10 protein-coding genes, 1 other RNA gene and 4 other annotated features are annotated in these 17,777 nt (G+C 31.9%); of the genes, 2 read left to right on the forward strand and 9 right to left on the reverse strand.

Features of this window, described 5'->3' with window-relative positions; all coding sequences use genetic code 11:
- Position 1 precedes the first annotated feature (1 nt).
- From rnpB to argB, 7 genes are all read right to left on the reverse strand, one after another.
- Positions 2-350: RNase P RNA component class A (gene rnpB, locus P4S50_RS09495), an RNA gene on the reverse strand.
- A gap of 79 nt (positions 351-429) precedes the next feature.
- Positions 430-1,395, reverse strand: a complete 966-nt coding sequence (locus tag P4S50_RS09500; protein WP_277734634.1) for a tRNA dihydrouridine synthase — start codon at positions 1,393-1,395, stop codon at positions 430-432.
- A 260-nt stretch (positions 1,396-1,655) separates the two neighbouring features.
- Positions 1,656-4,844, reverse strand: a complete 3,189-nt coding sequence (gene carB / locus P4S50_RS09505; protein ID WP_277734635.1) for a carbamoyl-phosphate synthase (glutamine-hydrolyzing) large subunit — start codon at positions 4,842-4,844, stop codon at positions 1,656-1,658.
- Entirely contained in the window at positions 4,844-5,914 is a 1,071-nt protein-coding gene (gene carA / locus P4S50_RS09510; RefSeq protein WP_277734636.1) for a glutamine-hydrolyzing carbamoyl-phosphate synthase small subunit, read from the reverse strand. Before carA ends, carB begins: the two co-directional genes overlap by 1 nt.
- A gap of 19 nt (positions 5,915-5,933) precedes the next feature.
- Entirely contained in the window at positions 5,934-7,106 is a 1,173-nt protein-coding gene (locus P4S50_RS09515) for an aspartate aminotransferase family protein (RefSeq protein ID WP_277734637.1), read from the reverse strand.
- A gap of 22 nt (positions 7,107-7,128) precedes the next feature.
- Positions 7,129-8,127 (reverse strand): ornithine carbamoyltransferase, encoded by a 999-nt coding sequence (gene argF, locus P4S50_RS09520; RefSeq protein ID WP_277734638.1) that lies wholly within the window; start codon positions 8,125-8,127, stop codon positions 7,129-7,131.
- Positions 8,117-9,001, reverse strand: a complete 885-nt coding sequence (gene argB / locus P4S50_RS09525) for an acetylglutamate kinase (protein WP_277730549.1) — start codon at positions 8,999-9,001, stop codon at positions 8,117-8,119. Before argB ends, argF begins: the two co-directional genes overlap by 11 nt.
- Before the next feature lie 84 nt (positions 9,002-9,085).
- Positions 9,086-9,303: a binding site (T-box leader), on the reverse strand.
- Positions 9,304-9,350: 47 nt separating this feature from the next.
- Positions 9,351-9,571, reverse strand: a binding site (T-box leader).
- 403 nt (positions 9,572-9,974) lie between these two features.
- Positions 9,975-10,191: a binding site (T-box leader), on the forward strand.
- 43 nt (positions 10,192-10,234) lie between these two features.
- Positions 10,235-10,451, forward strand: a binding site (T-box leader).
- 55 nt (positions 10,452-10,506) lie between these two features.
- Here argB and argC point away from each other — a divergent pair.
- Positions 10,507-11,544: an N-acetyl-gamma-glutamyl-phosphate reductase gene (gene argC / locus P4S50_RS09530; RefSeq protein ID WP_277730550.1), complete on the forward strand. Its 1,038-nt coding sequence runs from the start codon at positions 10,507-10,509 to the stop codon at positions 11,542-11,544.
- Between the two features lie 35 nt (positions 11,545-11,579).
- Complete coding sequence (gene argJ, locus P4S50_RS09535) at positions 11,580-12,794, forward strand: bifunctional ornithine acetyltransferase/N-acetylglutamate synthase (protein ID WP_331489561.1); 1,215 nt, start codon at positions 11,580-11,582, stop codon at positions 12,792-12,794.
- A gap of 116 nt (positions 12,795-12,910) precedes the next feature.
- On the opposite strand, the gene P4S50_RS20145 is transcribed toward argJ, so the two are convergent.
- Both P4S50_RS20145 and P4S50_RS09550 read right to left on the reverse strand, forming a co-directional pair.
- Complete coding sequence (locus tag P4S50_RS20145) at positions 12,911-15,097, reverse strand: flagellinolysin (RefSeq protein ID WP_331489562.1); 2,187 nt, start codon at positions 15,095-15,097, stop codon at positions 12,911-12,913.
- 123 nt (positions 15,098-15,220) lie between these two features.
- Positions 15,221-17,734 (reverse strand): flagellin N-terminal helical domain-containing protein, encoded by a 2,514-nt coding sequence (locus tag P4S50_RS09550; protein ID WP_277730552.1) that lies wholly within the window; start codon positions 17,732-17,734, stop codon positions 15,221-15,223.
- Positions 17,735-17,777: the final 43 nt, after the last annotated feature.

Raw genomic sequence — 17,777 nt, forward strand, 5'->3', positions numbered from 1 at the left:
TATAATGAGTAAATCTATAAGCCGAGTTCTGTAATAAATAGCCATCTGTCTAGGCCTACTGTTGCCAGTAGGCTCAAGCGACCTACCAACGGAACGAGAGCGAGCAACCCTCTTTTCATGTTCCTACTTGGTCTTGCTCCAGGTGGGGTTTACATAGCCAGCTAGTCACCTAGCTGCTGGTGAGCTCTTACCTCACCTTTCCATCCTTACCACAAACAATTGTGGCGGTTTATTTCTGTTGCACTATCCTTGGAGTCGCCTCCACTGGGTATTACCCAGCACCCTACTCTATGGAGCTCGGACTTTCCTCGTCTACCTATAAAGGTATCCGCGACTATCCGACTTACTCATTATTTAGTTTTTTCGTCGATAAATCATATGATATCATCTTATCATAAGAGAATCAACTGTAAATTTATGTAACTAACCTTAGCGTTTATTATTAAATAACCCCGCCCCTTCTATGATTTCTTGCTCTATAAATAAACTTGAAACTACTTCTTTATAATCACTTAACGTTTGTGACTTCTTTATTTTTTCAGCATATTCTTTATTATTTGAAAATATATAAATCATATATCCCCATAATTCTTTCATTTTAAATATTGCATTTTTTTCTTCATTAAATAATTCCATATAGTTATTTAAAATTTCATCATGAAAAGCTTTTAATACTTCTTTATCTATAGAAGTATTATTTTTAATCTCATTAATTAACCCTGGATTGGCTAGTATACCCCTTCCAAGCATTACTGTTTTTACTTGCGGAAAAGCTTTTATTAATTTATTATGATCATCAGCAGTGAAAATGTCTCCATTATAACATACTGGATTTGTACTTAAAGATAATGCATCTTTAAATACTTCTAAATTAGGCTTATTTCCATAAAAATCTTTTTGTGTTCTAGGATGAATAATTAATTCTTCTATAGGATATTTATTATAAATTTTTATCAACTCATAGAATTCTTCTGGACTATTCTTTCCTATTCTAGTCTTTATAGAAATTTTCATATCATTTATTTTGAATATTTCATCTAAGAATATATCAAGTTCTTCTCTTTTTGCCAGAAATCCCGAGCCCCTATTTTTTGAAACAACCGTTTTAACAGGACACCCTAAATTTAAATTAACTTCGTTATAACCTAATTGTTGTAATTTTCTAGATAGATTAACAAAACCTTGTGAATCATTAGTAATTATTTGAGGTACTATATTCATACCTCTATTATTTTCGGGTAAAACATCTTTTAATTCTTTAGTTTTAAGACTTTTACTTTCATTTGTAGGAATAAAAGGTGTAAAGTATTTATCAATATTGCGAAAAATTTTTTCATAAGAATTTCTATATATGTATTCCGTAATTCCTTCCATTGGTGCTAAATAATATTTCATGTCTTAACTCCTCTTATAAATATTCTAGAAACATTATATCAGCCTTCTTTCTTCTTATCTACTTAATTAATATAAAAATTCGCTTCATGCTAACGCATGGCTCATGTCGCCAACGAGTCCTAACGGTCTCCGTTGCTCAAAATAGTTGTAAGTTTAGTTCTTCCATCAATGTTATCCACAGAATGAAAATTTTATAATCCCTTAGTATATAAAAACGACAATATTTACATAAATATTGTCGTTTATGGCTCTCTTCTTAACTAAACAAAATAATTATCTAAAGAAACATACTCTATTTCTTCATCCTTTTTCTTTATATTAATAGCTTTTATAAATAAATTAGCTGTATCTATAGATGTAAATATAGGTACTTTTCTTTCTGTTGCTTTTTTTCTAAGCTTAAAGCCTTCACTTTCAAGACTGTTTCCGTTTGTAGGAGTATTTATAACTATGTTTATATGTCCTTTTGATATAAGATCATTTAATTTATCTAAATCTACTTGTTCACATGAGATACTATTATTATTAAAAAACTCGCTAGTTCCCTTTGAGGCATATAGTTTAAATCCAAGCTTATAGTATTTTTTTATAACTTCAAATGCTTCTTTTTTATTAACATCACTCAATGATACATATATTCCTCCATTAGTTGGAATATCTATATTTACTGCTCTAAATCCTTTATATACAGCTTTGTCTAAATTCTTATCTACCCCTAATACCTCTCCTGTTGATTTCATTTCAGGACTTAAATATACATCAACATTTGCTAGTTTTTCACTAGAGAAAACAGGTATTTTTACTGCATATAATTGTTTATTTTCTAAAAGTCCAGTTCCATATCCTAGTTCTTTCAACTTATTTCCAAGCATAGATTCAACTGCTAATTTTACCATAGGAACTTGTGTGACTTTACTAAGGATTGGTACTGTTCTTGAAGCTCTTGGATTTACTTCTATAACATATACTTCTTTTCCGTCGTATACATATTGAATATTAACAAGTCCTACTATTTTAAGTTCTTTAACTATTTTCTTAGTATAAGAGACTAGCTTATCTATAGTCTCTTTATCTAAACTTACAGTAGGATATACAGTTATGCTATCCCCTGAGTGTACCCCTGTTTTTTCAATATGCTCCATTATTCCAGGTATTAATATATCTTCTCCATCAGATATTGCATCTACTTCAATTTCAGTTCCTTTTACATACTTATCTATTAATACTGTATGTTGACTACTTAAACTTACAGCTTCATTCATATAATTTTGAAGTGTCTTATCATCATAAACCACCTGCATAGCACGTCCTCCTATTACATATGAAGGTCTAACTATTACAGGATATCCTAATTTATTTGCTGTATTAAAAGCATCTTCTAAATTATTTACTGTATATCCTTTAGGAGTTGGAATGCTTAGATCTTTTAATATATCACTTAGCTTACCTCTATCTTCTGCTAAGTCTATAGATTCAAATGAAGTTCCAAGTATATTTACTTTTTTCTCAGATAATTGTTTAGTTAAGTTTATCGATGTTTGTCCTCCAAACTGAACTATAACTCCATCTGGTTTCTCTTTATTTATAACATTCATTACATCATCTATATATAAAGGTTCAAAATACAGTTTATCTGATATATCAAAATCTGTACTTACAGTTTCAGGATTATTATTTATTATTATAGATTCATATCCTTTTTCTTTTATTGCCCAAACTCCATGAACGCAGCAGTAATCAAATTCTATACCCTGACCTATTCTTATAGGCCCTGAACCTAACACTATTATCTTTTTGTTATTAGATACTTCATTTTCATCTTCTTTATCATAACAAGAATAATAATATGGAGTCGTTGACTCAAATTCACCACTACAGGTATCCACCATTTTATATACTGGATATATATTGTTATCTTTTCTGATTTTCTTTAAAGCTTCAAAATCAATTCCTGATATTTCACAAATTTCCTCATCTGTAAATCCCATGGCCTGAGCATCATAAATCACATTTCCATCCATACTTTCTTGTTTTAGTTTATTCTCTATTTCAACTATATTGTTAATTCCATATAAGAACCATTTATCTATTTGAGTTAATTCAAAAATACACTCTAAATCTATTCCTATTCTTAAGGCTTCAGCTATAGCAAATATTCTCTCATCATCACTCATTTTTATTTTTTCAATTATCTCATCTTTATTCATATTAGTAATATGAGGTATTCTAAGTCCTGTAAACTTTGCTTCAAGGCAACTTACTGCTTTTAGTAAAGCATTTTCAAAACTTCTACTTATAGCCATAACCTCTCCAGTTGCTTTCATTTGAGTTCCAAGTTTTTTATCAGCTTTATTAAATTTATCAAACGGCCATTTAGGTATTTTAACTACTACATAATCAAGGCTTGGCTCAAAGAATGCACTAGAATTTTTAGTTGCATAATTTTTAAGTTCATCAAGGCTATATCCTATTGCAATTTTAGCTGCTATTTTTGCTATTGGATAACCTGCTGCTTTTGATGCTAAAGCGCTTGATCTACTTACTCTAGGGTTTACTTCTATTACTATATATTTAGAGCTCTTGGGGTCTAATGCAAACTGTACATTGCATCCACCTTCTATTTTTAAACTTCTTATTATATCTATAGAAGCTGTTCTTAACATTTGATATTCTTTATCTCTTAGTGTTTGAGATGGAGCTATAACTATGCTGTCTCCTGTATGAACCCCTACTGGATCTATATTTTCCATATTACATATAATGATACAGTTATCTTTTTTATCTCTTATTACTTCATACTCTATTTCCTTCCATCCAGCTACACTTTGTTCTAATAGTATTTGGTTTATAGGACTGCTTTTTAATCCATTTTCACAAGTATTAATCAGCTCTTCATAATTATTAGCAATCCCCCCACCAGTTCCACCTAGTGTATAGGCTGGTCTTATTATTACAGGATATCCGTATTCTTTAACAAATTCTTCACATTCTTTTATATTATTAGCTATTATACTCATAGGAACTGGCTGTTTTATATCTATCATTAGTTTTTTGAATTCTTCTCTATCTTCTGCTTTTTTTATAGTATCACTATCTGTTCCTAAAAACTTTACATTATATTTATCAAGTATCCCTTTTTCCTGTAACTCCATTGCAAGGTTAAGAGCTGTTTGTCCTCCAAACCCTGCTAATATTCCATCTGGTTTTTCTTTTTGAATTATATTTTCTAAGCTTTCTATATTAAGAGGTTCTATATACACCTTATCAGCTATATCCATATCAGTCATTATAGTTGCAGGATTAGAGTTAACAAGAACTGTTTTTATTCCTTCTTCCTTTATAGCTTTACAAGCTTGAGTTCCTGAATAATCAAACTCTGCTGCTTGGCCTATAACTATAGGTCCTGAACCTATGATAATTACTTTTTTTATACTTTTATCTAACCCCATTACTGATCCCCTCCTAATACAGATATAAATTTATCGAATATATATGAAGAATCCTGTGGTCCAGGAGAACCTTCTGGATGATACTGAACTGAAAACACTGGATAATTTTTATGTTTCATTCCTTCTACAGTATTGTCATTCAGATTTATATGAGTTACTATCATATCTTTATCTTCTATACTATTTTTATCTACTGCATATCCATGGTTTTGAGATGTTATATACGATTTATCTTTGTCTATATCGTATACCCCATGGTTTCCTCCTCTATGTCCGTACTTCATTTTGTAAGTATTCCCACCAACTGCCAGTGCTATTATTTGATGTCCTAGGCATATCCCCAATGTAGGTATATTTTTCATTAATTCTTTAGTCATCTCAATTGCATCTTTAACCTCTTTAGGATCTCCAGGCCCGTTGCTTAAAAGTACTCCATCTGGCTTTATACTCATTATCTCTTCAAAAGATGCGTTGTATGGAAGTATAGTTACATCACAGTCTCTTTGCTTTAAGTTATTTATTATATTTTGCTTTACTCCAAAATCAACTACAGCAACCTTATAACCATCTCCCTTTATATTAATAATTTCTTTAGTACTTACCTTTTTCATCCAATCATCTTTAATTTCAGTATTATTTAAAATTTCTTTTATCTCATTAATTGATAGATTTTCACTAGATATTACACACTTTAATACTCCAGAATTTCTTATCTTTTTAGTTATACTTCTTGTATCAACTCCATAAATACCTACTATATCCATACTTTTAAGCATCTCATCTATGCTTTTATCACTCATATAATTAGAGGGATTATTGGAAATGTTTTTCACGATGAATCCTTTTGCATGTATTTTTAATGATTCATTCTCAATATTATTAACTCCGTAATTGCCTATTAAAGGATATGTCATATTTATTATTTGACCTGCATAAGAAGGATCAGTTAGTATCTCCTGATACCCTGTCATAGAAGTATTAAAAACAAGTTCTCCAACAGTAGTTCCTACTTTCCCAAACCCCTTACCTTCATATATGCTTCCATCTTCTAAATATAAAATAGCATCCATTTTCTCACCCCACTTAATATTAATTGCATAATTCATTCAAAACTTCATTTAATATATATATAAACTTATCTATATCTTCCTTAGTAACATTTAATGGAGGCAGTATTCTTACTACATTATCTCCTGCACCTACTAATAAAAGACCTTTTTGAAAACACTTACTAATTAATTTGCTTTTGTCGATACTTAGCTTTATTCCAAGCATTAATCCCATTCCTTGAACTTTATCTAAGACTTCATATTTCTCTTTTAATATTAAAAGGTTGTTGATAATATAATTACTTTTTTCATCCACTTTATCTAATACACCATTATCAATTAGTTCATTTAGTACTGCTAATGATACCGAACACCCTAGAGGATTTCCTCCAAAAGTGCTTCCATGGTCTCCAGGAGCAAATGCATCAGCTGCTTTTTGAGTTGCAAGTACAGCTCCAATTGGAAATCCTCCACCTAACCCCTTTGCCATACATATAACATCAGGTATTACTTCAAACTTTTTATATGCAAATAGACTTCCTGTTCTACCTACTCCACACTGTATTTCATCAAATATTAAAAGAGCATTATATTTTTCACACATTTTCTTTACTTCTTTTAAAAAATCTATTTGAGCAGGTATTATACCTCCTTCACCTTGAATAGGTTCAATTATAACTGAACAGGTATTTTCATCTATTTTATTTTTCAAATCGTCTATATCATTAAATTTACTACTCTTTGTTCCACTCATAAGTGGCATGAAATCTTTTTGGTATTTTTCTTGTCCTGTTATAGCAAGAGCTCCCATTGTTCTTCCATGAAAAGAATTCTCCATAAATATTATTTCATTCTTTTTACTTGTTCCATTATTTATTCCATATTTTCTAGCTAACTTAATAGCTGTTTCTACTGCTTCTGTTCCACTGTTGCAGAAGAAAACTTTATCATGATCGCTATAATCACATAGTTTTTTTGCAAGATCTAATTGATTCGTGTTCCAATATAAATTTGATATATGGATAAGGTTATTACCTTGATCATTCAAAGCTTTTATTATAGCTGGATGAGAATGCCCCAAACAGTTTACTGCAACTCCAGAAACAAAATCTATATATTCTTTTCCATTTATGTCATATACCTTACTACCTAACCCTTTTTCAAAGGTTACATCAACTCTTGAGTAAGTATTCATTATATTGTTTTTGCTCATTACTTAATCCCCCATATCTTATTTAAATATTTCCTATAGTTGCAACCATTACGGCTTTAATAGTATGCATTCTATTTTCAGCTTCATCGAATACAACTGAATGCTTTGATCTAAATACTTCGTCTGTAACTTCCATTTCTTTCAATCCAAACTTTTCATATATTTCGTTACCAACCTTCGTATTTAAATCGTGAAATGCTGGTAAACAGTGCATAAATATCACATCATTATTTTCAGTTTTATTAATCATATCCATGTTAACTTGATACGGCTTTAGTAGTTTGATTCTTTCTTCAAATTGATCTTCTTCTCCCATTGATACCCAAACGTCTGTATATATTACATCTGCATATTTGACTTCATTTACATCCTCCGTAAGAGTAATACTTGCACCTGTGTCCTTTGCAATTTCTTTCATTTCATCAACTAACTCTTCACACGGCCATAATTTTTCGGGAGCAAGTGCTACGAAATCCATTCCCATTTTTACTGCACCTATTAATAACGAATTTCCCATATTGTTTCTAGCATCACCTACATAAACGAATTTAACTTTGTTAAGTGGCTTATTTACATTTTCCTTAACTGTTAAAAAGTCAGCTAATATCTGAGTCGGATGATACATATCAGTAAGTCCATTCCATACTGGTATACCAGCGTTTTTTGCTAGAATCTCAACTGATTCCTGTTTAAATCCTCTAAATTCTATACCATCATAAAATCTTCCTAAAACTTTAGCTGTATCTTCTATTGATTCTTTTTTGCCCATTTGACTGTCATTAGCTCCTAAAAATGTAACATGACCACCTTCATCAAATGCTGCAACTTCAAATGAACATCTAGTTCTAGTAGAAGTTTTTTCAAATAGTAATACTATATTTTTTCCATCTAGTAGATTTCCTTTTATTCCTGATCTTTTCTTAGACTTTAAATCCCCCGCTAAATCAAAAAGATATTTCATCTCGCTTTGTGTAAAATCCTTTAATGTTAAAAAACTTCTTCCCTTTAAATTAATTCCCATTTTTATTTCCCCCTTCTATCATTGTTCCCATTCCTTCATTTGTAAATATTTCTAATAGTAGACTGTGTTCTCGTCTTCCATCTATAAGGTGAATATTCTTTGTTCCTTTTTCAAGAGCATCAATACAGCACTCAAGCTTAGGAATCATACCTCCTTTAATTATTCCTGATTTTATATACTCTTTTATCTTCTCAGTATTTATACTTGATATAAAAGTTGATTCATCGTTTAAATCTTTGTATATCCCTTTTACATCAGTTAAAAGAATTAGTTTCTCAGCTTTTAAGCAAGAGCTTATTGAAGATGCTGCATAATCTGCATTAACGTTATATATATTTCCTTCTGAATCACATCCAATAGGAGATATTACTGGTAAGTGATTATTTTTGATTAAATCTAATAATAGTTTTTCATTGATACTTACAACTTCTCCAACATAACCAATGTCTGTTTTTTTGTTATTATTAAATATATATTTTTTCTTTGCTTTAATTAAATTTGAATCTCTTCCACTAATTCCAACAGCACTAATATCATGAGCACATAGCTTGGAAGCTATTTCTTTATTTATTTTTGATGATAGAATCATTTCAACTAATTCCACAGTTTCTTTATCAGTAACTCTTAGTCCATCAATAAAATTACTTTCTATTTCTAGTTTATTTAAAAAATTAGAAATATAAGGCCCTCCACCATGCACGATTATCACGTTAATTCCAACAAGATTCATTAAAGCCACATCTTCAATAAATGCTTTTTTAGAATTTTCATTTTTCATTATGCTTCCTCCGTATTTTATTACGAAGGTTTTGCCTTTAAATTCTTTGATATAAGGCAGTGCTTCCATCAGCAAGGCTGCTTTTTCTTCATTCATTGTTTACCTCTCCCTTCTCCATTTCAGAATATTCTGTATTTTAAAATTACAATGACTTGATAAAAAAACTCCCGTCTCTTAAAATTAAGAGACGAGAGTTACCCCGTGTTACCACTCTTGTTGACATAAGGTTTCGCTTTATGCCCACTCGTATGATTTTAACGGAATCACCGTATTTTCGTACTATTACTTCAGAAAATCTCCTCGAGGACTCTCTTCAATACAGTTATGTTGCTAGACTCACACCTACTCTAGCTCGCTGAAACAATCGCCGTACCTACTCTTCCTTTCATAGGATTTATTATTTTTTTGTATATTTATATAAAAAAAAGTTCCCATCTCTTATAATTTAAGAGACGAGAACTTACCCGCGTTACCACTCTTGTTAACATAAAAATATATAAATTTATGTTCACTCATCTGATTTTAACGGAATCACCGTATTTTCCTACTATTACTTCAGAAAATCTCCTCGAGGGCTCTCTTCAATACAGTTATGTTACTAGACTCACACCTACTCTAGCTCGCTGAAACAATCGCCATATCTACTCTCCCTTTCATAGGATTTAATATTTTTTTGTATAATGAAATTCAGTTTCGAATTATTTTTAAAACTAATTATATTTTCTTATTTTGGATTTGTCAACAACAAATTTTTCAATATTGAATATTTCGTTTTTTCTAATTTGTTGACTATTATATCTATATTGTGAATAATAGTCAATAAGAATTTTTTAAAAATATTTAAAATAACATTATATAAAAAAATTTATTTTTATAGTTGACTTTAGAATAAAAAGTATCTATAATGAATTTCAACGCAACATCAATTTAATTTCAAACAAAAATTCGTCTAGTCGCTACGCGCTGACTCATGTCGCCAACGAGTCCTACGGGCTCCGTTGCTCAAAAATAGTTGCAAATTTAGTTTTTTAATCAATGTTATTTCTATATTTAAAATTATATAAGTTATCTAAATCCTATGAAGTGGAGAGTAAGTATAATAATTGTTTCAGCGAGTTGGAGTTGGTGGAAGTCCAGCAGCATAGTTATACCCAAAAGAGCCACAGAGGATATTTTCTGAAATAGCAGTAGGAAAATACGGTCCCACCGTTAATGGGCAATGAGTGGATATGATTTTTTTCATATCAATTAGAGTGGTAACACGGGATTATTCTCTCGTCTCTTTGTATATAAGAGATGAGAGTTTTTTTATACAAAAATTTAACAATAAAAAATCCTATGAAATGGAGAGTAAGTATAATGATTGTTTCAGCGAGCTGGAGTTGGTGAAAGTCCAGCAGCATAGTTATACCTAAAAGAGCCATGGAGGATATTTTCTGAAATAGCAGTAGGAAAATACGGTCCCGCCGTTAATGGGCAATGAGTGGATATGATTTTTTTCATATCAATTAGAGTGGTAACACGGGATTATTCTCTCGTCTCTTGATATATCAAGAGATGAGTTTTTTTATACAAAAATTTAAATAAGAGAAGGTGATATTGTGATAAAAGCAGGTGTTATAGGTTCAACAGGATATGCTGGCCAGCAGTTAGTTTGGTTTTTAAATAATCATCCTGATGTTAAAATTAATTTTTTATCTTCTCACAGCTACAGTGGTGTTTCTTTTTCCAAAATATATGGTAACTATAGTAAAAGCATAGAATCTATATGTGTAGATATAAAAGAAGCAGAAAGTAAGCTTAGTGAGATAGATATTCTTTTTATTGCACTACCCCACGGCAAGTCATTTAATTTAGTAAAAAAAGCTTTAAATTTAGGCGTAAAAGTTATAGATCTAGGAGCAGATTTCAGGTTAAAAGATCCTGATATTTATAAACAATGGTACGCTCTAGATCACCAAGCTATTAATTTATTACCCAAATCTATATATGGTTTACCTGAGTTAAATAGAAAAATCATAAAAGAATCTAACTTAATAGCAAATCCTGGATGTTATCCTACTGCAAGTATACTAGCTTTAACTCCTCTTTTAAAATCTAATATTATTGATCCGTTTTCAATAATTATTGATGCTAAATCAGGGGTATCAGGTGCAGGTAGATCTTTGAATACATCTATTCTTTATGGAGAATGTAATGAATCAATAAAAGCGTATTCAGTATCATCTCATAGACATACACCTGAAATAGAACAAGTGTTGTCTCAGATAAATAGTGAAAACATTTCTCTATTATTTACTCCTCATTTAGTTCCAATGAATAGAGGAATATTAACAACATGTTATGGTAATTTGGTAAAAGATATTTCTCAGGAAGAATTATATAAAATATACAGTTCATTTTATAAAGACGAATCATTCGTAAGAGTAATTGAGGAAATTCCAGAAACTAAATGGGTTAAAGGGTCTAATTTTTGTGATATTGCTATAAGAGTTGATGAAAGAACAAAAAAAGTAATAATAGTATCAGCTATAGATAACCTGATAAAAGGAGCTGCAGGACAAGCAGTTCAAAATATGAACATTATGTTTAATTTAGATGAAAATAAAGGATTAGATTTACTGTCGATGTTTCCATAGAGTAAAAAAATACACATAAAGAAAGGGTGACTAAATTGAAAATATTAGAAAATAAAACTATTACAGATGTTCCTTATTTTAAAGCTACAGGTATACACTCTGGAGTAAAAAGAAAAAGAAAAGATTTATGTATTATATATAGTGAAAAAGAAGCAGTAGCTGCAGCCGCTTTTACTCAAAATAAATTCGCAGCAGCTCCAGTTGTTGTAAGTAAGGATCATATACAATCAAATAATACACAAGCAATAGTGATCAATAGCGGAAATGCTAATGCTTGTACTGGTGATGAGGGAATAGATAATGCATACTCAATGGCTAAAACAACTGCTGATTGTTTAGGATTATCTTCAAAAGAAGTGCTAGTAGCATCTACTGGTATAATCGGACTTCCACTTCCTATGGCTATTATTAATGCTGGAATTAAAAATGCATGTACTCAAATTTCATCTACTGGCGGAAATTGTGCAGCTGAAGCTATAATGACTACTGATACTTTTACTAAAAAAATAACTGTAGAATTTGACCTAGATGGTAAAAAAATATTACTAAGTGGTATAGCTAAAGGCTCTGGAATGATTCACCCTAATATGGCTACTATGTTAAGCTTTATTGTGAGTAATGTGAATATATCTAAAGATATGCTATCAATTGCATTAAAAGAAAGTATAGATGATTCATATAATATGATTTCGGTGGATGGAGATACTAGTACTAATGATATGGTTATAGGCATGGCAAATAAAACTGCTAATAACACTATTATAGATTCAAAAGATGATAATTATATAAAATTCAAAAAAGCCTTGGATTTTCTAAATAAAGAACTCGCTAAACTGATAGCTAAAGATGGAGAAGGTGCTACAAAACTTATAGAAGTTTCTTTAAATAATGCTAAAACTTTGAAAGATGCTAAGTTATGTGCTAAATCTGTTATTTCTTCTAGTTTAGTAAAATCAGCATTTTTCGGAGAAGATGCCAATTGGGGAAGAATCGTATGTTCTCTAGGTTATTCTAATGCAGAATTTTCTCCAGAAAAAATAGATGTATCTTTTCAAAACAAAATAGGAAATATACAGCTTTTTAAAGATGGTAAAGAAGTTTCTTTTGATGAAGAATTAGCAAAAAATATATTAAGTGAAGAACATATAAATATCATTATAGACTTAAAAGACGGTGAACATTGTGCAACTGCTTGGGGATGTGATTTAAGCTTTGATTATGTAAAAATTAATGCTTCTTATAGATCATAATATGTAAATACAATATTTAATTTAATCTATCACTGTTCTATAATTACGAATATCCAATTATGCAAAATAGCCGGAGAAAATTATATCCCCGGCTATATTATTATGTAATTGATTTCTTATCTCAACAATTGAAGTACACCTTGAGGTTGTTGTTTAGCTTGAGCAAGCATAGATTGAGAGGCTTGTTGTAGTATATTATTCTTACTAAATGCAAGCATCTCTTTTGCCATATCTACATCTCTAATTCTTGATTCTGCTGCTGTTAAATTCTCACTTGTGTTGTTAAGGTTATTTATAGTATGTTCTAATCTATTTTGATATGCTCCAAGTTTAGATCTAAATGTAGATACTTTACTTATGGCATTGCTTATTGTTTCTATAGCATTTGTTGCATTTTCATGACTTGAAACAGCTATTGCTGATTCTATGTTTTTACTGTCTGTTCCATTTGTTACCCCAGCTTTTTCAGTGAAAGACCCTGTAGATTTAGTTTCTTCTTCTTTGGTTTCACCTTCTTTTGCTTCTACTGCTGCTGCTCCATTTTCTAATTTGCCAGTAGCTGATACATCTGTAGATCCACCATCAAAATCAGCAGTTCCATCGAATCCTGTTACTTGTATTTTACTTGCATCTATTCCTGATGGAGCTGAAACCGCTGCTGCTATAGCCGCATTAATAGCTGCATCTTTATTATTACCTGCCTCACCTGCATCTGAATCTAGTGTTATCGTTAATTTATTTCCAGACCAAGCTGCACCAAGCGTACTTCCTGTAGCAAATGCTATTTCTATATCATTTCCTTTTTCTGCATTCTCTTTTCCACCAGAAATATTTACTTTTACATCTGCATTTGACTTATCTTTTAATGTAAACTCTTTGCTCGCTGCTGTTGCTTCTTTAGCCTCAGTTCCTCCTGCTGCTTTAGTTCCTTCAGTTTCTCCTGTTGATCCTGCTTGAGATATTCCAAGTGCTGATGCACTCATATCTTGTAACTCTATTGTAATTGATTGACCTTTGTTAGCTCCTACTTGTAATACAATTTCTGATGAAGCTCCTTCTGCTGATTCATTTTCATCTGGCCATTTAATATCAAAGCCCTTAACAGATTTTCCTGTAGACTTACTTTCATCAACTACATCTTCTGCGTTTAGCTCTTTAGATCCAGCGTGGTCTTTACCAAGTATAGATCCAACATCAGACTCTTCACTTTTACCCCAGTCAAAGTTTACATCAGAACTTTTTAAATAAGTTTTTATATCATCCTCTATATTATCTGTAAAATCTTTATAATCTGAATATGTTGTATTATCAGCAATAGCCTTTTCAAGAGCCTTATCTCCACTTAAAGAAGATTTTTTAATATCATCCATAAAGTTTTGTATAGTTTTACCTGTATCTAGCTTGTTACTTATAAACTTAAGCATAGCATAACCTGTTGCATAATCAAGATTTGCCTTTTCAGCACTACTTGCATCCCATTTTCCATTAGTTGCTAATTTTTCTGCTCTTGCTGCTAATGCGTTAAGCTTAGTATCACCTATTCCACTTTGATCATTTTTCCCTATAACCTGTCTAAGTCTTTCATCCGCTCCTGCTATTCCCTCAGCTGTACCTTCCATAAACCAAGTAGGGATTCCATCAGTTCCACCTATTTTATCACCAAATTCATCATACATTATTAAGTGAGTCATTTCGTGTGCTATTATACGGTCAGCATAAAGACCTCCACCAGTATCTCCATTTTCACCACTACTCTCACCAAAATCTTTTAAGTCTATTTGAAGCTTTAATTCTCCCTTTGCAGTACGAATAGCAGTAGCTGCTGCTCCACCTTTTTCATTAGATACAAATTCTACTTCTATTTCATTCTTTCCTGAACCTTCTAGTCCATAAGATTCTTTTATATTATTTGCTGCTACTTCAAGCCATCCACTTTCTTTAAGGCCTCTTATAATGTTAGCCTTTGCAGTTGCTTCATCTGTAGCACCTGCTTCTCCGCTTCCAGAGCTTAAAAGTTTCTTTTTATTGAATTCTGTAGTATTTGATATTCTATTGATTTCTGAGGTTAGTTGATTTATTTCATTTTGAATTTGATCTCTATCTTCACCTGTATACGTATCGTTACCTGCTTGTACTGCAAGTTCTCTCATTTTTTCAGATATGGCAAGTCCTGCTGCGTCATCTCCAGCTCTATTTATTCTAAGACCTGAAGATAATTTTTCCATACATTTTCCAGATGCTACTGTATTACCGCTCATCATTCTGTGAGCATTAATAGCATTCATATTATGATTAATTATCATAATGTTACCTCCCTGCAATTTATATTTACAGACGTCCTTTTCTATCAAGTTTTGAAATTCTCGTTATTAAATTTAAAAAAAGAGCCAGAGAATTTCTCCGACTCCTTTATTATTTACAAGTTATTATCTTAATAACTGAAGTACACCTTGTGGTGCTTGTTTAGCTTGAGCAAGCATAGCTTGAGAAGCTTGTTGTAATATGTTATTTTTAGAGAATGCTAACATTTCTTTAGCCATGTCAACGTCTCTAATTCTTGATTCTGCTGCTGTTAAGTTTTCAGAAGAAGTTCCTAAGTTATTAATTGTATGCTCAAGTCTATTTTGGAATGCTCCAAGTTTAGATCTCTCAGTTGATACTTTGTTTATAGCATCGTTTAATACTTCTATGGCATTTGTAGCATTGTCATGAGTAGAAACATCAAGTGCCGATTCTACATTGTTACTATCTGTTCCATTAGTTACTTCACTCTTTTCAGTGAAAGCTCCTTCACCATCTTCAGCTGGTGGAGCTGTAACAGATGTTGTAGTTGCGTTACCTGCTACCCCTGCTGTCTTAGCTGTAACTGTTAATGTTGTAGCATCTCCTTTAGTTAAAGTAACATTTGTAGGAGCATCTGTACTTGCTACTATTGCATCTATTACTTGCTCATTACCTGTAAATCCTTTTATATCTATTCCTACATTTGATCCTGAATATGCTCCATCTGTGCTATCAAATAGTTCATATGTTTTATCATCTATTGTTATTTGTGTTCCTTTTGCAGCTAACTTATCTGCATCAAATGTAACTGATCCTGTTGCTTCTTTTGCTGGAGTTGTTGGATCTGTACCATCAGTTGATGTAGTTGCAGTTGCCTCTGTTAATCCTGTTAATGTTTCAAAAGCATCTTTACTTGCTCCAGTACCTTTTGTTAATGTAACAGTTATTGAATCCGTACCAGGATTTTTAGCTTCAACAGTTAATTTATTAGTAGTACCATCTTTAGTTATTGTAGCTACATCTGATAATTTATTTCCATCAGTATCAACTGCATCCCCAAGTGCTGCTACTAAATCATCTGCACTAGCTGTTGCTCCTAAACCTTCGATAGCTGCATTATCAAGTGTGTATGTTTTAGATCCAACTGCTACCTCTATCTTTGCACCAACCATTTTACCACCTGATAAATCCGCAGCAGCTCCCATTACAGCTTGACCATCAGTCTTTGATTTTGTTCCTCCTACTGCATCTTCTCCTCCTGCTAAAGTTGCTCCTGCTGCTGTTGGTACACTTGATGTTGCACCTTCTGATTTTTTAGATATTCCAAGAGATTCTGCTCTCATATCTCCTATAGATATTGTAAATGCTTGACCTTTATTTGCTCCTATTTGTAATGTAGCCTCAAATCCTTTAGCATCACTTTCTTGTTCTGGTGGAGCTACAACTGATATATCTGTATTATTACCTGCTACCCCTGATGTCTTAGCTGTAACTGTTAATGTTGTAGCATCTCCTTTAGTTAAAGTAACATTTGTAGGAGCATCTGTACTTGCTACTATTGCATCTATTACTTGCTCATTACCTGTAAATCCTTTTATATCTATTCCTACATTTGATCCTGAATATGCTCCATCTGTGCTATCAAATAGTTCATATGTCTTATCATCTATTGTTATTTGTGTTCCTTTTGCAGCTAACTTATCTGCATCAAATGTAACTGATCCTGTTGCTTCTTTTGCTGGAGTTGTTGGATCTGTACCATCAGTTGATGTAGTTGCAGTTGCCTCTGTTAATCCTGTTAATGTTTCAAAAGCATCTTTACTTGCTCCAGTACCTTTTGTTAATGTAACAGTTATTGAATCCGTACCAGGATTTTTAGCTTCAACAGTTAATTTATTAGTAGTACCATCTTTAGTTATTGTAGCTACATCTGATAATTTATTTCCATCAGTATCAACTGCATCCCCAAGTACTGCTACTAAATCATCTGCACTAGCTGTTGCTCCTAAACCTTCGATAGCTGCATTATCAAGTGTGTATGTTTTAGATCCAACTGCTACTTCTATCTTTGCACCAACCATTTTACCACCTGATAAATCCGCAGCAGCTCCCATTACAGCTTGACCATCAGTCTTTGATTTTGTTCCTCCTACTGCATCCTCTCCTCCTGTTAATTTTAATCCTGATGCAGTTGGTACACTTGTATTATTAGTTGCTGCTTTTGCTGCTGCAGCAGATTCTCCACCATCTAATACTTTTTGAGTATTGAACTCAGTAGTATTACCGATTCTATTTATTTCTGAAGTTAATTGATTAATCTCATTTTGAATTTGATCTCTATCTTCACCTGTATTCGTATCATTACCTGCTTGTACTGCTAATTCTCTCATTCTTTGAAGAATAGATTGTGTTTCATTTAAAGCTCCTTCAGCAGTTTGAATCATAGAAATACCATCTTGAGAGTTTCTTTGAGCTTGATCTAATCCTCTTATTTGAGCTCTCATTTTTTCACTTATTGCAAGTCCTGCTGCATCGTCTCCGGCTCTGTTAATTCTAAGTCCTGAAGATAATTTCTCCATTGACTTTCCTGATGCTACAGTGTTTGAAGACATCATTCTGTGTGCGTTTAACGCATTCATATTGTGATTAATAATCATAATGTAAAACCTCCCTGAATTTTTTTGGTACACGTCCCTTTGC

Origin of the sequence: Tepidibacter hydrothermalis (assembly GCF_029542625.1) — a bacterium.
Classification (GTDB): domain Bacteria; phylum Bacillota; class Clostridia; order Peptostreptococcales; family Peptostreptococcaceae; genus Tepidibacter_A; species Tepidibacter_A hydrothermalis.